Source organism: Paractinoplanes brasiliensis (assembly GCF_004362215.1).
Taxonomy (GTDB): Bacteria; Actinomycetota; Actinomycetes; order Mycobacteriales; family Micromonosporaceae; genus Actinoplanes; species Actinoplanes brasiliensis.
The window spans coordinates 2,222,337-2,239,857 of sequence record NZ_SNWR01000001.1; the positions used below are offsets into that span (position 1 = coordinate 2,222,337).

Below are 17,521 nucleotides of genomic sequence, written 5' to 3' on the forward strand. Positions count from 1 at the left end.
ACTCCGGTACGTTCTCGGCATGGCGCCACGGATGCTGCTGTCGATGCCGTTGCACGCGATCACCGAGGTGTACGGCGAGGCCGGTCTTCGCGAGCGGTTCCTCCTCGAGCTCGAGACGTTCCCCGAGGCCGAGCGCGCGCAGCTGACCGGCGCGCTCGACCTGGCGGCCCGCCTGCACGCGGGCGACCGCCGGGTCCGCGAGCCCTACCTCAACCACCTGCTCCGGGTGGCCATCAGGATCATCAAGTACTACGGCGTACGGGATGTCGATGTCCTGACCGCGGCCCTGCTGCACGACGCCGTGGAGGATCACCCGGCCGAGGTGGCCGGGCTGGCGCCGGACAGCGACGCCTCGGGCAGCCACGCCGCGCTGACCGCCGCCGCCATCGCCGAGTTGTCCCGCCGCTTCGGCCCGCGGGTGGCCGAGCTCGTCCGGTCGGTCACCAACCCGGAGTACGACCCCGAGCGCGACCGCCACGAGCAGTACCGGGCGCACGTGGCGGCCAGCCTGGAGCGCGACCCGTGGGCCCGGGTGATCAAGGTCTCGGACTTCACCGACAACGGGGTGGGCGTGGTGCACACGACGCTCGACAAGGCCGTCCGGGCCGCCACGAAGTACCGCCCGCTCGTGCCCAAGCTGCGCGAGCTGGTGGGCCGGCCGGACACGCCGCTGTCGATCGCGGCCAAGGACCACATCATGGATCAGCTCGACCTGGCCGAGGAGAGATTCGCCGCGCTGCTGGACGATTGAGGGCCGGCCGCCACGACGCCGCGGCGCTCTCATTAGCCTGGTGAGCATGCTCCACGACGACGAATGGTGGCGTGACGCCGTCATCTACCAGGTCTATCCGCGCTCCTTCGCCGACAGCGACGGTGACGGGATGGGCGACCTGCCCGGCATCACCGCCCGCCTGCGGCACCTGCGCGACCTCGGGGTCGACGCCGTCTGGCTGTCCCCGTTCTATCCCTCGCCGCAACACGACGCCGGCTACGACGTGGCCGACTACCGCGGGGTCGACCCGCGCTTCGGCGAACTGGGCGACGCCGACAAGCTGATCGCCGAGGCGCACACCCTCGGCATGAAGATCATCGTCGACCTGGTGCCCAACCACACCTCCAGCGAGCACGCCTGGTTCCAGGCCGCGCTGGCCGCCGCCCCCGGCAGCTCCGAACGCGAGCGTTACATCTTCCGCGACGGCCAGGGCCCCGACGGCTCCGAGCCGCCGAACTCGTGGAAGAGCGTGTTCGGCGGCGACGCGTGGGAGCGGGTGCCCGACGGTCAGTGGTATCTGCACCTGTTCGACGTGAGCCAGCCCGACCTCAACTGGGGCAACCCCCAGGTGCGCGAGGAGTTCCTCGACGTGCTGCGGTTCTGGCTCGACCGCGGGGTCGACGGCTTCCGGGTCGACGTGGCGCACGGCCTGGTCAAGGAGGAGAACCTCGCCGACTGGACCAACACCAGCACGATCCTGGGCGGCCTCGACCCGGCCGGCCCGCCCCCGCCCATGTGGGACCAGGAGGGCGTGCACGAGATCTACCGGTCGTGGCGGCGCCTGCTCGACCAGTATCCCGGCGGCCGCATCCTGGTGGCCGAGGCGTGGGTGGCCCCGGCGAGCCGGCTGGCCCGGTACGTACGCCCCGACGAGATGCACCAGGCGTTCAACTTCCCGTACCTGGACGCCCCGTGGACACCGTCGGCGCTGCGCGCGGTGATCGACGAGTCGCTGACGGCCAACGACGCCGTGGGCGCACCCACCACCTGGGTGCTCTCCAACCACGACGTGGTCCGGCACGCCAGCCGGCTCGGCTTCCCGGTCGGCACCCCGCGGATGCCGGGCATCGGCACCGAGGACCCGCAGCCCGACGCCGCGCTCGGCCTGCGCCGGGCCCGCGCGGCCACGCTGCTGATGCTCGCGCTGCCCGGCTCGGCCTACCTTTATCAGGGCGAGGAGCTGGGGCTGCCCGAGCACACCACGATGCCCGACGAGTTCCGGCAGGACCCGGCCTGGGAACGCTCGGGGCACGTGGAACGTGGGCGCGACGGCTGCCGGGTGCCGCTGCCGTGGGAGGCCGACGCACCCTCGTACGGGTTCGGTCCGGCCGAGGCGTCCTGGCTGCCGCAGCCGGCGTCGTGGGCCGAGTTCGCCCTCGACCGGCAGCAGGGCGTGGCCGGTTCCACGTGGGAGCTCTACCGCTCCGCGCTCGAGCTGCGCCACGAGCACCGGCTCGGCCGCGGCACGGTGACCTGGCAGGACGGCCCGTTCGCCTTCCGCAACGGCCACGTGCTCGTGGTGACCAACTTCGGGACCGCCCCGGTGGAGCTACCGCCCGGCGCCCGGGTCCTGCTGAGCAGTGAGCCTCTCGACGGCGACGGCCGGGTTCCCTCCGACGTCACCGTGTGGGCCGCCCTCTAGTTCGGCCGCGCGGGCCAGCAGGGCGGCGTGCGTGTCTTCCATGTCGCGCGCGACCGTCCTGCTGGCCAGCCAGAACATGACCCCGGTGGGGAGCCAGAAGAGCTGGAACGCGGCCAGGCCGACCGCGTAGTTGAGCGGGGGCGGGAAGGCACCGGAGAGCCCGCGGAACGCCGCCGCGACCATGATGTTGCCGCCGGCCCGGCCGAAGCCGTTGACCAGGTTGCCGAGGCTGTAGACGGTGCCGCGGTGCTCGGGCGGGTTCACGTCGGCGATCAGGGCGAACCAGTTGGGCGAGTTGGCCGACGTGAGCATCAGCGCGAAGATCGCCACGGCCAGGCAGAGGCCGACGGTGGGCTCGGTGAACACCTGGGCCAGCACGGCGCGGACCACTCCGCCGGTGCCGACGCCGTCGGGCACGTCGATGCGCATCGGCACGAAGAACAGCACGATGTAGAACGGCACGGCGGCCAGCACCCCGACCGCCGCGACCAGGGCCCGCCCCCGGGGCGTACGGCGTTGCAGGCGGTCGCCGACGAGCCCGCCGAGGATCGACAGGGCACCACCGGCCTGGAAGAGCGTGGCGAACACGCTGCCGATCACGATCGCCGTCCCGGCCGAGTAGCCCTGGTCCTCGGCGCGGGAGCGGAACAGCACCGGCAACCACACCAGCGAGCCCAGGGCGATCTGCGCGGTGCTGCCCTGCAGGATCAGCCAGATGTTGGTGCGCCGGCGCAGGATCAGCGGCAGGTGGTCGTGGTGGATGCGCTCGTCGTACTCGACCCCGGCCAGCTCGGGCTGGCTCTCGCCGCGTGGCACGTTGTAGGTGAACAGGTAGGCCACGGTCGCGACGCCGCCGGCCACCGCGGTGATCAGGAACGGCCGGCGCCAGTCGTCGTGTCCGATGAGGCCGCCCACCAGGGTGCCGCCCAGCGTGCCGACCCCCTGGGAGAGACCCCAGAAACTCATCACGAGCCCGCGCCGCTTGGGCGAGATGAGGTCGCTGACCACGGCGAAGCTGACCGAGGCGACGGCGCCGAGCCCGAACGCGGCGACCACCTGGCTGATCAGGAAGCTGGGGTAGCTGCCGGCCAGGCCGGACCAGGTGGTGCCGGCGACCCAGATCAGCGTGCCCGCGATCAGCACCGGCTTGCGGTCGGTGCGGTCACCCGCGTACGCGAAACCGATGGCCGCGACCGCGCTGATCAGGAACATGATCGTGGTGGCCAGCGCGATGTGGCCCTCGCCCACCCCGAACGCGTCGCCGATGCTGCCGTAGAGCGGCGGCACCAGGCCGATCGCGACGTTGTCGAGCGAGGCGAGGACCACGAACACCACGACGCTGTACGCGCGGTGGGCCGAGCCTCCCCTTCTCACCCGGAAAGGTTAGCGGGGGCGGTCGATCACCGCGTCTCTGGCGGCCGCGTACTGCTCGCGGATCAGCGGCACGGGCTGGGCCTCGTACGTCTCGGGTTGCGCGGCCGACCACACGGGCGGCTCCTGGCCACCGCTCGCGACCCAGGCGGCCTGACGGGCGGCGCCGTCCGCGACGTACTCGCCCGGCGGCGGCACCAGCACCGGCAACCCGAACAGCTCGGGGGCGATGCGCCGGACCGCCTCGCTGCGCGCGCCCCCGCCGACCAGAACGATGCGGTTGGCCGTGGCGCCGTTGGCGACCAGCGCGTCCAGCCCGTCGGCGAGCGCGCAGAGCATGCCCTCGACGGCGGCTCGGGCCAGGTGGGCCGGGTCCGAGGTCTTGAGCGTGAGGCCGTGGATCGCCCCGGTCGCATCCGGCCGGTTCGGCGTGCGCTCACCCTCCAGGTACGGGATGAGGACGAGCCCGTCGGCGCCGGCCGGGGCGCCCAGGGCCAGCTCGGACAGCCGGGCGTGGTCGACGCCGAGCAGCTTGGTCGCGGCGTCGAGCACACGGGCCGCGTTCAGCGTCACGACGATCGGCAGGAACCGGCCGGTGGTGTCGGCGAACCCGGCCACCGTGCCGGTCGGGTCGTTGGGTGAGACGTCGGACGAGACGAACACCGTGCCGGACGTGCCGATCGAGACGATCACGTCGCCGGTGCCGGCGCCGGTGCCGAACGCGGCCGCGGCGTTGTCGCCCGCCCCCGGCCCGAGTGGGGCGCCGTTGGGCAGGTGGCCGGCGACGCCCGTGGGGCCGAGCACCTCGGGGACGCCGATGACCCGGCCGAAGCCCAGCTCGAGCAGGTCGTGACGGTACTCGTTGGTCTTGGCCGACCAGTACAGCGTGCCGCTGGCGTCGCTGCGGTCGGTCTTGATCGTGCCGATGTCGGTCGACCCGGAGAGCTTCCAGGTCAGCCAGTCGTGCGGCAGGCAGACCGCAGCCACCCGAGCCGCGTTGTCCGGCTCGTTGCGGGCCAGCCAGCGCAGTTTCGTCAGGGTGAAGCTGGCGACCGGGACGATGCCGACCGCGTCGGCCCACTTGTCGCCGCCGCCGAGCTCGGAGATGAGGTCGGCGGCCGCCCCGGCGCTGCGGGTGTCGTTCCACAGCAGCGCCGGGCGGACCACTTCGCCGTTCTCGTCGAGCACCACCATGCCGTGCTGCTGCCCGGCGACCGAGGCGGCGGCCACGTCGTCCAGGCCACCGGCCTCGTCGATCGCTTGTTGCAGCGCGGCCCACCAGGCGTCCGGGTGCACCTCGGTGCCGTCCGGATGCGCGGCGCGGCCCTGCCGGACCAGCTTTCCGGTCTCCGCGTCGCGGATGACCACCTTGCAGGACTGGGTGGAGCTGTCGATCCCGGCTACGAGAGTCATGTCTTCCCTTTGGAGGTCAGTTGGCCCGGAGAACGTGGTCGATCATGAGCTGGTGGAGCTTGACGAAACCGTAGCCCTGGGCGCCGGCCGCGTCGACGTCGAAGTCCTCCCAGGCGCCCTTGTCGTTGAGCAGGTCCTGGTAGGTCTCGCCCGGGTTGAGGGTCGGGGTCTCCAGGTCGAGCACCTTGCTGGCACGCAGCGCCTCCTGCACGGCCGGGTCGGCCCGGAACGCCTGCGCACGCTCCTTGAGCAGCAGGTACATCCGCATGTTGGCCTTGGCGGACTCCCAGACGCCGTCGAAGTCCTCGGTGCGCGACGGCTTGTAGTCGAAGTGCCGGGGGCCGTCGTACTTGGGGCCGCCGCCGATCGGGCCGTTCTCGAGCAGGTCGACCAGCGAGAACGCGTTGAGCAGGTCGCCGTGGCCGAAGACCAGGTCCTGGTCGAACTTCACGCTGTGCTGACCGTTGAGGTCGATGTGGAACAGCTTCTTCTGCCACAGGGCCTGCGCGATGCCCTGGGTGAAGTTGAGGTTGGACATCTGCTCGTGGCCGACCTCGGGGTTGATGCCGAACAGCTCGGGGCGCTCGAGCTCGTAGGTGAACGCGATGGCGTGGCCGAGGGTCGGCAGCAGGATGTCGCCGCGGGGCTCGTTGGGCTTGGGCTCGATGGCGAAGCGCAGGCCGTAGCCCTTGTCCTCGGAGTACTGCGCGACCAGGTTGAGGCCCTCGCGGTAACGGTCGAGCGCGGCGTTGATGTCCTTGGCCGCGTCGTACTCAGCGCCCTCGCGGCCGCCCCAGAGCACGAAGGTCTGCGCGCCCAGCTCGGCGGCGAGGTCGACCTGGCGCAGCACCTTGCGCAGCGCGTACCGGCGGACCGAGCGGTCGTTGCTGGTGAACGCGCCGTCCTTGAACACCGGGTGGCTGAAGGTGTTGGTGGTGACCATCGGGACGACGATGCCGGTTTCCTCGAGCGCCTTCTTGAACCCGGCGAGGATGCCGTCGCGGGTCTGGGCGTCGGAGCCGAACGGGACGAGGTCGTCGTCGTGGAACGTGATGCCGTACGCGCCGATCTCGGCGAGCTTGTGCACGGCCTCGATCGGGTCGAGCACCCCGCGGGTGGCCGAACCGAACGCGTCCTGGGCCTGCCACCCGATGGTCCACAGGCCGAACGAGAACTTGTCTTCACGGGTGGGTTGGACCGACACGGTTACCTCCAGGCAACATCTCGGATTTGTTTATTGGTTGAATTATTTGACGGCGGTGTGGCATTGTCAAGGCCGTGAACGGCCGCATCATCAGTGCTTCCCGGGCCCCCGTCCGGCAATCGAGCGTGCGAGCCCACAATCTCGCGCTCGTGTTGCAGACGGTGGCGAACAGCGCAAACCGGCCGTCCCGGGCGGCGATCTCGAGTGCGACCGGGCTCACCCGGGCCACGGTTTCGGCGCTGGTCGACGACCTGATCGCGGGCGGGCTGCTCACCGAGGTGGACCCCACACCCCGTACGGGGGCCGGGCGGCCCGCCGCCGGCCTCGCGCTCGCCCCCGACGGCCCGGCCGGGCTCGGCCTCGAGATCAACGTCGACTACCAGGCCGCCTGCGTGGTCGACCTCTCGGGCGCCGTCCGCCACCGCATCGTCGAGCACGCCGACCAGCGGCCGCTCTCCCCCGGCGCGGCCCTGGCCGAGCTGAGCACCCTTGCCGAGCGGGCACGGGCGGCGGCCGAGGCCGACGGGCTGGTGCTGGCCGGGGCCGCGCTCGCCGTGCCCGGCCTGGTCGCCCCGGGCGGCCTCGTGCGGGTAGCGCCCAACCTCGGCTGGCAGGACGTGGACGTCCCGGCCCTGCTGCCGGCGCTCGCCGACCTGCCGATCACGGTCGACAACGAGGCCAACCTGGCCGCGCTGGGCGAACTGCGGGCCGACGGCGCCGGGCCCAGCTTCGTCTACGTCTCCGGCGAGATCGGCATCGGCGCCGGCATCGTGCTCGACGGCGCCCTGTATCGCGGCGGCCGGGGCTGGAGCGGCGAGATCGGGCACGTCACGGTCCATCCCGACGGCCGGCCCTGCCGGTGCGGGGCGAACGGCTGCCTCGAGCAGTACGCGGGGCAGGAGGCCGTCGCGGCCGACCCCGACCTGGCCGCCGCCGCGCTCGGCATCGCCCTGGCCGCGGTGGTGAACCTGCTCGACCTGGAGGTGATCGTGCTCGGAGGCGGCTACGCGCCCAAGTTCGACCGGCTGCGGGAGGGCATCGAGGCCGAGCTACGCCGCCGGGTGCTGACGGCCGGGCTCGCCCCGGTGACGCTGCGCCCGGCCACGCTGGGCGCCGACGCGGCCATGCGCGGCGCCGCGGACGCGGTGATCCGCGGCGTGCAGGAGGACCCGGCGGCCTGGCTGACGCGGGCTCAGGCCGTCTGAGCCGACGCTGAGCCGCTTTCCCCAGCGGAGCCGTTGCTTTCCCCGGCGGCCTCGGCGAACTCGGTCAGCCCCCGCAGCAGGGCGGCACGACCCCCGGAAGACATCTTTTCCAGTACGCCCGTGAGCGCGCGCCGCCGGATGTGCCGCAACTCGGCCAGCAGGGTGCGCGACGCCGGAGTCAGATAGAGCGCGATCTCGCGCCTGTCCGCCCGGCCCGGCACCCGCTCGACCAGGCCTGAGGCCACCAGGCGGTCACAGAGCCGGCTCGCCGACGAGAGCAGCATGCTCAGTTCGGCCGCCAGCCCACCGAGATTGAGGCCCTCGGCGCGCTCGACCGCCAGCAGGGCGTTGAGCTGCACCGAGGACATGCGCGGCGTCACCTGCTCGCGGGCCACGTCCCACGCGAGCAGCAAGGCTTTCGCGGCGTCGTCGATCGCCGCGGCATGCATGGGGTCAGGCCCGTCCGGACCATGGTGAACGGCCATGGTGCAGCAGAGACTACTCGTACGGCCGGGTCTGTTCGAGAGAGTCGTCATTGATCGACAGGCTACTGACGGTCCGGCCGATTCTCACCGAGGCCGCACGGGTTTCGAGAAGCGAAGTTGTGCCTGGTGCACAACACGCAACGAGATCGGGGCCGCCACCAACGCGGTGACGGCCCCGACGGGAACTCCGAGACGGCTAGCTGCCGGCGGCGCCGGTGCGGCGGCCGATGGCCTCGACGAAGATGGTGCTCATCTTGGCCGGGTCCTTGGTGACGAAGACACCGCCGGCGGGGGTCTCCTTCACGATCTGCTTGAGCTCGGCCTCGTCGACCTGGTCGCCGATGCCGATGATGACCAGACGGATCGGCTGCTTCGGGTCGTTGAGCCGCTTCAGCTCGGCCGTCAGCTGCTCGATCTTGATGCCGTCGGGGTTCTCGTTCTTGCCGTCGGTGAAGAGGATGACGGAGTTGACCTTGCCGGGCTGCCAGGTCCGCTTCACCTCTTTGAAGCCGGCGAGCACGGTGTCGTAGAGACCGGTGTCGCCGTCCGGCTTCGGCACGATCTGGCTGATCGAGCCCTGCACCTGGTCCTTGCCCGACGCGAGCGGCGTGATCGGCACGATCTCCTTCCAGGGTCTCGTGCCGACCATCTGGGTCGAGAACAGCCACACGCCGACGGCCCACTTGTCGCTGAACATGTTCAGGCCGACGGCCGCCGCCTTGCGGGTCACCGCGGCCCGGGTCTGGTTGCCGGCGGTCGGCACCTTGGTGTTCATCGAGCCCGAGACGTCGAAGATCGCGAGCACCCGGCCGGGCTGCGTGATGGCCGTCCAGCTGCCGATCACCTGGCTGAGCGCGCTGGCGTCGAGGCCGGCCGCGGCGGTGCCGCCGTTCTGCTCGTTGCCGCCGACCGAGTTGCTGACGGGCGGGGACGCGTCGGGAGCGCCCAGCGGACGGGCGAAGCCGGAACCGAACGAGCCGTCCGGCGCCCGCAGGCCGGCCGCGCCGAGAGCGTTCTTGAACGTGCCGCTGGCCAGCTGCGCCCGCAGCCCCGCGGCGGCCTGCTGCTTGGGCAGGTCGGTCTCGGGCATGATCGCGAACGGGTAGTCGAGCGGCATCGGGCTCGGCTCGAGGTAGAGCCCGACCAGCGGCACCGGCGGCTTGCCGGCGTTGAAGGCGACCACGTTCTGCTCCGAGATCGGCGCGGCGCTCAGGGCCTGGCCGATCTCGTTGGGGTCGGCCGAGCGGGGGAACCGCTCGATCAGCTCGTCCCGCAGGTTGGCGGCCTCGGTCGCGAGCCTCTGCAACGCCTTGACCTTGGTGGCCTGGCCCTCTTCGCCCCCACCGGCCGCCTGACCCAGGGCGAGCAGCCCGGACAGGCCCGCGGCGTCACGCTGCGGGTTGGCGATGCCGGCGTTCAGGCCGGAGTTGGTCAGCATCTGCTTGAGCAGCTGCGTCCAGCCCAGCTTCGCGTCCGGCCAGCCGATGTTCGCGGCGACCGGCTGCGGCATGGCCATGACGATCGGGCTCTGCGCGATCGGCTTGCCGTCGGAGGGCACAAAGCCGGGCGCCTCGGACTTGAGGCGCAGGATCCACGTCGAGGAGTCGGGGATCCACAGGTCGGGCACCTTGACGGCCTTGGCCGCGGTGCCGACCCCGGCCAGCTGCACCTTGTGCTCGCCGGCCACGGCGGCAGCCATGGTCGCGGAATTGACATCCTCGACGGCGACGGCGACACAGGTGCCGTCGACGTTGGCACCGGCCTGGACCCAGCGTTGCGCGACCTGGTCGATCGCGGGCGCGATCTCGGGGGTCGCCGCGACGGTCAACCGGATGGAACCGGAGCAACCGTCGTCGGAGAGCTGCTGGTATCCGAGGTAGGAGCCCGCCACCACGACGACAATTGCCATCGCAGCTCCGACGATGCCCGCTCCTCTTAAATTGAAGTTTCTACGATGGCGGCCTGACACGCGCTCTATAGTGCGCACCTGCGTACCCGAATGCCATATACGTTCGGGCGAAAGTTACTCGGATTGGGATTCTTGGCATCAAGTATCACCATCCGTAGTGAAGTCATTTCGATCAGTGGCGACCCGTGCCCGGATTGTCCCCGCGACCGCTATGATCACCATCTATCCCTTGTTGCGGGTTACCGACCCTGGACGACGTTCCAGGGCAGCAGACATGTCGGCGTGGGCTCCGCGGTGGGGCCGCCCTGCGGCGCGGGCACCCCGGTCTCGGCGTCGATCCGGAAGCTCGTCACGCTCTGTGACTTCTGATTGGTTACATACAGGTGATCCCCGACCAGGACCATGTGCCGTGGCCAGTCACCCCCGGCCGGCGTCTCGGCCACGAGCGTCGCCGCCTGCCCGTCCCAGGCGAAGGTCGCCACCGTGTTCGGCCCGCGGTTCGCGACGTAGACGAAACGGCCGTCGGGGCGCACCACGACCTCGGACGGGTAGTTCTCGCCCTCGGCCGTGGTCGTCGCCGCCTGACCGGCCAGGTCGAGCACGCCCCCGCCGGCCGGACGCCACCAGGTCAGCTCGCCGGAGAGCTCGCCCACGACGAACAGCGCGCCCTCGGGCGAGAGACGCACGTGACGCGGCCCGGTGCCGGGCTTGGCGGACACCGCGGGCCCGAGCAGCATCAGCCGGCCCACGACCGGGTCGAGCCGGGCCCGCCACACCCTGTCCGAGCCCAGGTCGGCGATCAGCACCTCGTCACGCAGCGGGAACACCATGTGCGCGTGCGGACCGGCCTGGCGGTCGGCGACCGGGCCGCTGCCCTGCAGGTCGAGCAGGTCGGAGCGCTCGCCCGGGGCGCCCTCGGCGTCGAGCGGGAAGACGGCGACCGAGCCGGTGCCGTAGTTGGCCACCAGCAGGTGCCGCCCGTCGGCCGTCACGGCGAGGTGGGCCGGGTCGCTGCCACCGGTCGGCCGGCCCGCCAGCGGGGTGAGCGCGCCGTCGTCGGCCACCGTGAACGCGCTGACCGAGCCGCCCGGGTCGAGCTCGTTCACTGCGTACAGGACCGGCAGGCTCGGATGCTGGGCCAGAAAGGACGGGGACGGTGTGCGCGCCACCACCCCCAGCCGGGTCAGCGAGCCGGTCGAAGGATCGCGGCGCAGCAGCGTGATGCCCTCGCCGTCACCGCCCTTGTCCGCCGTGTAGCCGCCGACGAAGACATGCTCACCGTTCGCGCCCATGCTTCAGATCCCATCACACCCGGATCGTCAGCGGGACGCGGCGGCGGCCAACTGCTTGCGGGCGACGTACTCCACCAGCTCGATCAGGACGTTGCGGGCCCCGATCGGCTCGCGGGCGTCGAAGAGCACGACCGGCACACCCGGGTCGAGGTCGAGCGCCCGGCCGACCGCCTCGGCCCCGAAGCGCTGCTCGGACTCGAAACAGTTGACCGCGACGACGAACGGGGTGCCGCGCTGCTCGAAGTAGTCGATCGACGGGAAGCAGTCGGCCAGCCGGCGCGTGTCGGCCAGCACCACCGCGCCCAGCGCGCCCTCCGACAGCTCGTCCCAGAGGAACCAGAACCTGTCCTGCCCAGGGGTGCCGAACAGGTAGAGCTGCAGATCGTCGGTGATCGTGATGCGGCCGAAGTCCATCGTCACGGTCGTGGTGGTCTTGCCCTCCACGCCGCCGGTGTCGTCGGCGCCCTCGACCCCGGTGAGGACCTCTTCGGTCTGCAGCGGGCGGATCTCGCTGACCGAGCCCACCATCGTGGTCTTCCCGGCGCCGAAACCGCCCGCAATCAGGATCTTGAGCGCGACCGGGATGCGCGACGACGCGCCGTTGCGGTCAGAGCGCACGGAGTCCATTGACAACCGCCTTGAGTACGTCGACGTCGTGCGGCTGGGACGCCGCCGGGGGTTCGTACAGCGAGATGAGTCCCGCCGAGCGTAGATCACCCAGTAAAACCCGGACGACCCCGATCGACAGGTCGAGGGCCGAGGCCAGCTCGACGACCGAGACAGGCTCCCACGACGCGGCGACGATCGCATGGTGCTCCGGCTGCAGGCCGGCATCCTCGGCGTCCTCACCGGCGATGGCGACCACGAACGCGACCAGGTCGAACTCGCCGCCCTCGGGGGCCACGCGGCCCTGGGTCATCGCGTAGGGCCGGACGACGGGGCCGGCGTCCTGGTCGAGCCAGTCGTGCGCGGAGCGTGGCGGATCAGCCGGCATCGGGCATCATGGCTGAGCGCTCGGGCGCGCTCATGTTCTGACCCACCCGGGTGACGAGCATGGCCATCTCGTACGCGATCAGGCCGAGATCGGCGTCGGCCGAGGCGAGCACAGTGAGGCAGGCGCCGTGACCGGCCGCCGTGACGAAGAGGAACGCGTCCTCCATCTCGACCACGGTCTGGCGCACCGGGCCGGCCCGGAAATGCCGGCTCGCGCCCTTGGCGAGGCTCTGGAACCCGGCCGCCATGGCCGACAGGTGCTCGGCGTCCTCGCGCGCCAGTCCGGCCGACGCTCCCATGAGGAGCCCGTCGGCCGAGAGCACGACCGCCTGCTGCGCCGTCGGCACCCGCTCCACCAGATCGTCGAGGAGCCAGGTGAGGTGCGCGCGCTGGTTCGTCGTCTGTGTCACTTATGCGTCCTTTTCCGGCCTGGTCACGTCGTCGCCCCCGGATGATGGCCCGCCATCGGCCGCATCCCCGTGTGCTCTGTCCCCGTGCTCGTTGCTGTGTTCTTGACTGTCCCGCGCGAGCGCAAGATTCACGATCGCCGGGAAACTGACGGTAGCCGCATCCGCAAAGGATCTGGACGTTGCCTGACGATCAATGTCCGTGTCGTCCGCATTAGCCCTGTCTTCAGATGCGAATTTGGCACTTGTACGACGTTCACCACGACGAGATCCTTCGCCAGTAGCGGCGGGGTCGTCACGGGGAGTAAACCCTTCACCCTGCTCAAGGTAGCGACTGGCGTCAATGCGTCCACGGGTGGTGCCGAGCTGCAGAGCGTTCATGATGCTGCGCACCTGCTCGGGCGAGCGCAGCTGCGGTTCGGGCTCGGGCGGCAACGCGCCGGCCGGGCGGCGCAACTGCGGCACCAGGCTGGCCTGGCGCACCCGGCGGGGCAGACCCTCCGATGTGGTCCCGCCGCCGCCCGCCGGCTTCTCTTCCGGGTTGTCGGTCGCCGGCGCAACGGAGAGCGGCGCGGAAACCCGGGGCACCTCGGTCTGCGCTCCGGTTGGCGCGGCCGGGATCCGGGTCGGCACGGCCGGCATGGCCGGCGCGCTCGGTGCCGAATTGCGGGGCACGGCCCGGGGCGCCGGGATTCGGGGGCTCGGCGGCGTTCCGGCGCCCATGTTCCCTGCCTCGTACTCGGGCCTCGGCGGCGCCTCGGTAGCGGCGTTCAGGGCCTGCAGTTCCGCCCGCACCGGGCCCAGATCGGCAACCGGGACGGTGGCATCGGGGTCGGGAGCCGGGACGGCGGGGCGGCGTACCCGGCGGCGCTGCACCAGGCCGTCCTCGCTCAGACCGTCGGCGACCGAGCTGGGAGCGGGACCACCCGGGGCGGCGGGCGAGCGCGGCAGACCGCCGGTCACCACACCGCGTACGGGCTGAGGGGCCTCCGGACCGGGCCGGGCGGTGCCGTCGATGATCGGGTGGCCCGACGCGGTGACCTGCTGCAACTGCTCGCCACCCTGCCACTGCAGCGCGGCCAGCGAACGGGACGGGTCACCCCGGCCCGAACCGACCAGCGGCCGCTCCCCGGTCGACCCGCCGTCGGGCAGCGCCGCGATCGGCCCGGCCCCCACGACCAGGTCGCCCGGCACCAGCACGATCGCGGTGACCCCGGCGAACGCGGACGGGCGCAACGAGACCCGGATACCGTGCCGGCCGGCCAGCTGGGCCACCACGAACAGGCCGAGGCGGGCACTGTCGGCCGGATCGAACTCGGGCGGCTCGACCAGACGGCGGTTCGCCTCGTCGATCGCCTCGGGGCTCATGCCGAGACCGCGGTCCTCGATCTCGATGCCGTAGCCGTTGGGCAGCACCTGGCCGGTGACCTGCACCCGGGTGTGCGGCGGCGAGAACGAGGCGGCGTTCTCCAGCAGCTCGGCGAGCAGGTGGATGACGTCACCGACCGCCCGGCCCAGCACCGAGGCCGACTCGACCGAGCGGATGTCGATGCGCTTGTAGTCCTCGACCTCACTGATGGCGCCGCGGACGACGTCGATCACCGGGACCGGGTTGCGCCAGCCGCGGCCCGGGGCTGCGCCGGCCAGGATCACCAGGTCCTCGGCGTGCCGGCGCATGCGGGTGGCGAGGTGGTCGACGCGGTAGAGGTCCTCGAGCTCCTGCGGCTCGGTCTCGCGGCGTTCCATGCGGTCGAGCAGCGCGAGCTGACGGTGCAGCAGGGTCTGGCTGCGCCGGGCGATGTTGAGGAACACCTCGTTGAGGCCGCGCCGGACGGTCGCCTCCTCGACCGCGGACTGCAGCGCCGTCCGCTGCACCTCGTTGAACGCCTGGCCGAGCTGGCCGATCTCGTCGCGGCCGTACTCCAGGGGCGGCGTCTCGACGTCGACGTCCACGTCCTCGCCGCGCTGCAGCCGGCGCACCACGGCGGGCAGCCGCTCGGCGGCCATCTCGCGGGCCTCACCGTGCAGGCGCCGCAGCCGGCCGACGATCGAGCGGCCGACCCGCACCGACAGGTAGAGCGAGAAGGCCAGCGCGCCGAGGCCGAGGATGCCGGCCAGCCCGAGCCGCAGGAGCACCCGCTCGGCCACCGGACGGGCCCGGTCGGTCAGCGCGTCGGTGGCCGAGATCTCGAACGCCCGCAGCTCCTGCGCCACGGCCACGTACGACGGACGGAACTCGGCGCTGCTCACCGGCGTGGCGGCGCCGTCCCGGCTCTGCTGCACGAGCTGGTTGAGAAGGCTGTCCAGCCGGTCGAAGGCGACACCGCCCTCGACCTGGTTGTACGCCACCCGGTCACTCTCGGCCATGGCTTCCACGCCGCGCGCCAGCAGGAAGCGGGCCGTGCCGACGTCCTGGATCAGCTCGCCGCGCACCTCGGGCGTGAACCGGCCGGCCGCGGTGGCCCCGCCGACCAGGGCGTCGACGCGGCTCAGGTATTCCTGGCCCTGGCCGACGGTGGTGAGCGCGCGCAGCTCCCCGTCGATCTGCTGGTCGTTGAAGGTGGCGGTGGCGGCGAAGGTCTGGAACCCGGAGGCGATCACGCTGTTGTAGAGGTTCTGCGCGCCGATCTCGTCCATCGAGCGTTTGTCGATGTGCACGCGGTTGCCGGTCAGGCTGTCCAGTTGCACGACGAACCCGTCGATGCGGCCGCGCAGCTCGGCGTTGGTGGCGCCCCGTGCGTCGTCCCCCTCGGCCAGCCGGCGGAAGGTGGCGATCGCCTTGTCGGTGGCGCTGCGCTGGTCGAGCAGGGACTGGGGAACCGGGCCGGTGGCCGACAGATACTCCACGCTGAACAGCCGCTCGCGCTGCAACTGGCCGACCAGCTCGATGCCCGGGTTGCCGACGTTGTCCAGCACCGTACGCGCGGACAGCAGGTTGAACGCCGGTCCGGCGGTGAGCGCCGTCGCGAAGACCCACAGTGCCAGCAGAGCCGTCAACGGGACGGCCACCAAGACGATGATCTTCGAACGGATCGACCAGTAACGCTTTTTCATCAGGCTCCGCTCATCTGCGTACGCCCTCGGGAGAATACGTAAAGACTTCGCGGCGAGCCACCGGGACGGCGTACCTAAAAACTCGCTTAAGTCCTTTTTAACCGGCGAGATTGGCACGCCTCGGCCCGTCGTGGTTATGACACTGTGACCAGGCCATCACTCAGAGAAATCGAGGTCGGGCCAAACCGAACCCGCCGGAGGGGATTGACGGCACCCGGCGGGTGGGAATACCGGGGGGCGGATAAGAGGAGGCCCCATGTCCACCACAGCCACGATCATCCTGATCGTCGTCGTCCTGGTTGTGATCGCCGCGGTCGTGTACGGCGTCCAGGTCGTACGGCGTAAGCAGCTGCAGAACACCTTCGGACCGGAGTACGACCGGGTGGTCGCCGACTCCGGGAGCCGCACCGAGGCCGAGAAGGAGCTTCGCGAACGCGAGAAGAGGCACGCCTCGCTGGAGCTGAAGCCGCTCTCCCCCGAGGCGCAGAGCACGTACGCGGCGAACTGGGAAGAGGTGCAGATCCAGTTCGTGGACAACCCGTCGGCTGCCGTCACCGCGGCCGACGACCTGGTCACCCGCCTGATCGCCGAGCGGGGCTACCCGACCGGCGAGTACGACGAGCGGCTGGCCAACCTCTCTGTCGAGCACGCCCGCACGCTGGAGCACTACCGCAAGGCGCACGAGATCAGCCGGCGCAACAGCGCGGGCGAGGCCGGCACCGAGGACCTCCGGCAGGCGCTGGTGCACTACCGGGCGCTCTTCGCCGACCTGCTCGGCACCGACCCGGTGCCCTCGACCGGCACGACGTCCCCGGCTCCGGCTGGTACTACTGAGACGTCCACTTCGGACGCCCCGGCCCCCGCTCCCCGCACCGCCGCCGACGAGCCCGAGTCCCCCGCCCGCGACACCAGCCGCTAGGAGCCACCGCGATGAAGTTCTTCTCCAACGAGAAAGAGAACGACACCCCGACCGACCCCGACCGCACCCAGCCCGTGGCCGTGCCGCCGCAGCGGGCCGGCTCGCCCTGGAGCGACGCGCCGCGCGACGACACCGCAGACGCCGCCGGCCCCACCGGGCAGGACGCCGCCGAGGGCCAGGTGACCAAGACGACCACGTACGGCCCGGACGGGTCGGTCGTCGAGGACAGCACCTATCGCGGCACGCACGCCGACCGCCCGCAGGACCCGCCGGTCGACATTCCGCTCACCGGCGACTCCGCGGACAAGTCGCCGGAGCAGGCCGCGGTGAAGGACGACGGGGAGTTCGACAGCCCCAAGGCCGTCGACCCGGCCACCGGCGAGAAGCTCGACGACGCCGGCTCCGCGGACGACACCGCTGTGATCAAGGACAGCTCCGCCGAGGACGCCGCGGTCAAGGACGACGGCGACTTCGACAGCCCCAAGGCCGTCGACCCCGCCACCGACGAGCCGCTCAAGGACGACCGGACCACCGACGGCGAAGAGTTCCAGCCGACCCCGGTCGCGGCGGCGACTCCCGTCGCCCCGAAGCCGGGCGAGAAGCTGCTGCCGGACGGCGACACGTTCGCCGAGCGGTTCCGCGACATCCAGCTGCGTTTCGTCGACGAGCCCAAGCAGGCCACCGCCGAGGCCGCCGAGCTGGTCGGGGAGGCGGTCGACAAGCTGACCAGCGCCCTCAAGGCACAGCGGGACAGCCTGGGCGGCAACGCCGACGACACCGAGAAGCTGCGGGTCGAGCTCCGCGCGTACCGGGACATCATCAACCGGCTGACCGCGCTCTGAACCGTACGGCCGG

The 17,521-nt window shown here is 71.4% G+C and carries 15 protein-coding genes; 5 read left to right on the plus strand and 10 right to left on the minus strand.

Going from position 1 to position 17,521, the window contains the following annotated elements:
- Nucleotides 1–19: 19 nt before the first annotated feature.
- Both C8E87_RS09765 and C8E87_RS09770 read left to right on the plus strand, forming a co-directional pair.
- Entirely contained in the window at nt 20–751 is a 732-nt protein-coding gene (locus C8E87_RS09765) for an HD domain-containing protein (protein WP_133872786.1), read from the plus strand.
- 46 nt (nt 752–797) lie between these two features.
- Nucleotides 798–2,414 carry a glycoside hydrolase family 13 protein gene (locus C8E87_RS09770; RefSeq protein WP_133872787.1) on the plus strand — a complete coding sequence of 539 codons (1,617 nt, stop codon included), beginning with the start codon at nt 798–800 and terminating at the stop codon, nt 2,412–2,414.
- Here C8E87_RS09770 and C8E87_RS09775 read toward each other — a convergent pair.
- From C8E87_RS09775 to xylA, 3 genes are read right to left on the minus strand one after another with little or no spacing between them, the layout of a single operon-like run.
- Entirely contained in the window at nt 2,322–3,788 is a 1,467-nt protein-coding gene (locus C8E87_RS09775; RefSeq protein WP_133872788.1) for an MFS transporter, read from the minus strand. The genes C8E87_RS09770 and C8E87_RS09775 overlap by 93 nt on opposite strands.
- A 9-nt stretch (nt 3,789–3,797) precedes the next feature.
- Nucleotides 3,798–5,198 (minus strand): xylulokinase, encoded by a 1,401-nt coding sequence (gene xylB / locus C8E87_RS09780; protein WP_133872789.1) that lies wholly within the window; start codon nt 5,196–5,198, stop codon nt 3,798–3,800.
- 16 nt (nt 5,199–5,214) lie between these two features.
- Nucleotides 5,215–6,402, minus strand: a complete 1,188-nt coding sequence (gene xylA, locus C8E87_RS09785; protein WP_133872790.1) for a xylose isomerase — start codon at nt 6,400–6,402, stop codon at nt 5,215–5,217.
- Nucleotides 6,403–6,527: 125 nt separating this feature from the next.
- Between xylA and C8E87_RS09790 the strand changes: the two genes are divergently transcribed.
- Nucleotides 6,528–7,607 (plus strand): ROK family protein, encoded by a 1,080-nt coding sequence (locus tag C8E87_RS09790; RefSeq protein ID WP_438866172.1) that lies wholly within the window; start codon nt 6,528–6,530, stop codon nt 7,605–7,607.
- On the opposite strand, the gene C8E87_RS09795 is transcribed toward C8E87_RS09790, so the two are convergent.
- The 7 genes from C8E87_RS09795 to C8E87_RS09825 all read right to left on the minus strand — a co-directional run bounded on the left by C8E87_RS09795 (nt 7,595) and on the right by C8E87_RS09825 (nt 15,747).
- Nucleotides 7,595–8,092, minus strand: coding sequence for a MarR family winged helix-turn-helix transcriptional regulator (locus tag C8E87_RS09795; RefSeq protein WP_239079981.1), 498 nt, complete (start codon nt 8,090–8,092; stop codon nt 7,595–7,597). The genes C8E87_RS09790 and C8E87_RS09795 overlap by 13 nt on opposite strands.
- Before the next feature lie 196 nt (nt 8,093–8,288).
- Nucleotides 8,289–10,001, minus strand: coding sequence for a substrate-binding and VWA domain-containing protein (locus C8E87_RS09800; protein WP_133872792.1), 1,713 nt, complete (start codon nt 9,999–10,001; stop codon nt 8,289–8,291).
- A 239-nt stretch (nt 10,002–10,240) separates the two neighbouring features.
- The gene (locus C8E87_RS09805) at nt 10,241–11,293 is read right to left on the minus strand and encodes a lactonase family protein (RefSeq protein WP_133872793.1); all 1,053 of its coding nucleotides are present in this window, start codon (nt 11,291–11,293) and stop codon (nt 10,241–10,243) included.
- A gap of 27 nt (nt 11,294–11,320) precedes the next feature.
- Nucleotides 11,321–11,920, minus strand: a complete 600-nt coding sequence (locus C8E87_RS09810; RefSeq protein WP_133872794.1) for a GTP-binding protein — start codon at nt 11,918–11,920, stop codon at nt 11,321–11,323.
- Entirely contained in the window at nt 11,901–12,287 is a 387-nt protein-coding gene (locus C8E87_RS09815; RefSeq protein WP_133872795.1) for a DUF742 domain-containing protein, read from the minus strand. Before C8E87_RS09815 ends, C8E87_RS09810 begins: the two co-directional genes overlap by 20 nt.
- Nucleotides 12,277–12,696: a roadblock/LC7 domain-containing protein gene (locus C8E87_RS09820; RefSeq protein WP_133872796.1), complete on the minus strand. Its 420-nt coding sequence runs from the start codon at nt 12,694–12,696 to the stop codon at nt 12,277–12,279. The genes C8E87_RS09815 and C8E87_RS09820 overlap by 11 nt, the downstream gene beginning before the upstream one ends.
- Nucleotides 12,697–15,747, minus strand: coding sequence for a sensor histidine kinase (locus C8E87_RS09825; RefSeq protein ID WP_133872797.1), 3,051 nt, complete (start codon nt 15,745–15,747; stop codon nt 12,697–12,699).
- A 256-nt stretch (nt 15,748–16,003) separates the two neighbouring features.
- Between C8E87_RS09825 and C8E87_RS09830 the strand changes: the two genes are divergently transcribed.
- Both C8E87_RS09830 and C8E87_RS09835 read left to right on the plus strand, forming a co-directional pair.
- A complete protein-coding gene (locus tag C8E87_RS09830) occupies nt 16,004–16,666 on the plus strand; it encodes a hypothetical protein (protein WP_133872798.1) in 663 nt (220 codons plus the stop codon).
- A gap of 11 nt (nt 16,667–16,677) precedes the next feature.
- Nucleotides 16,678–17,508 carry a hypothetical protein gene (locus C8E87_RS09835; protein WP_133872799.1) on the plus strand — a complete coding sequence of 277 codons (831 nt, stop codon included), beginning with the start codon at nt 16,678–16,680 and terminating at the stop codon, nt 17,506–17,508.
- Nucleotides 17,509–17,521 lie beyond the last annotated feature (13 nt).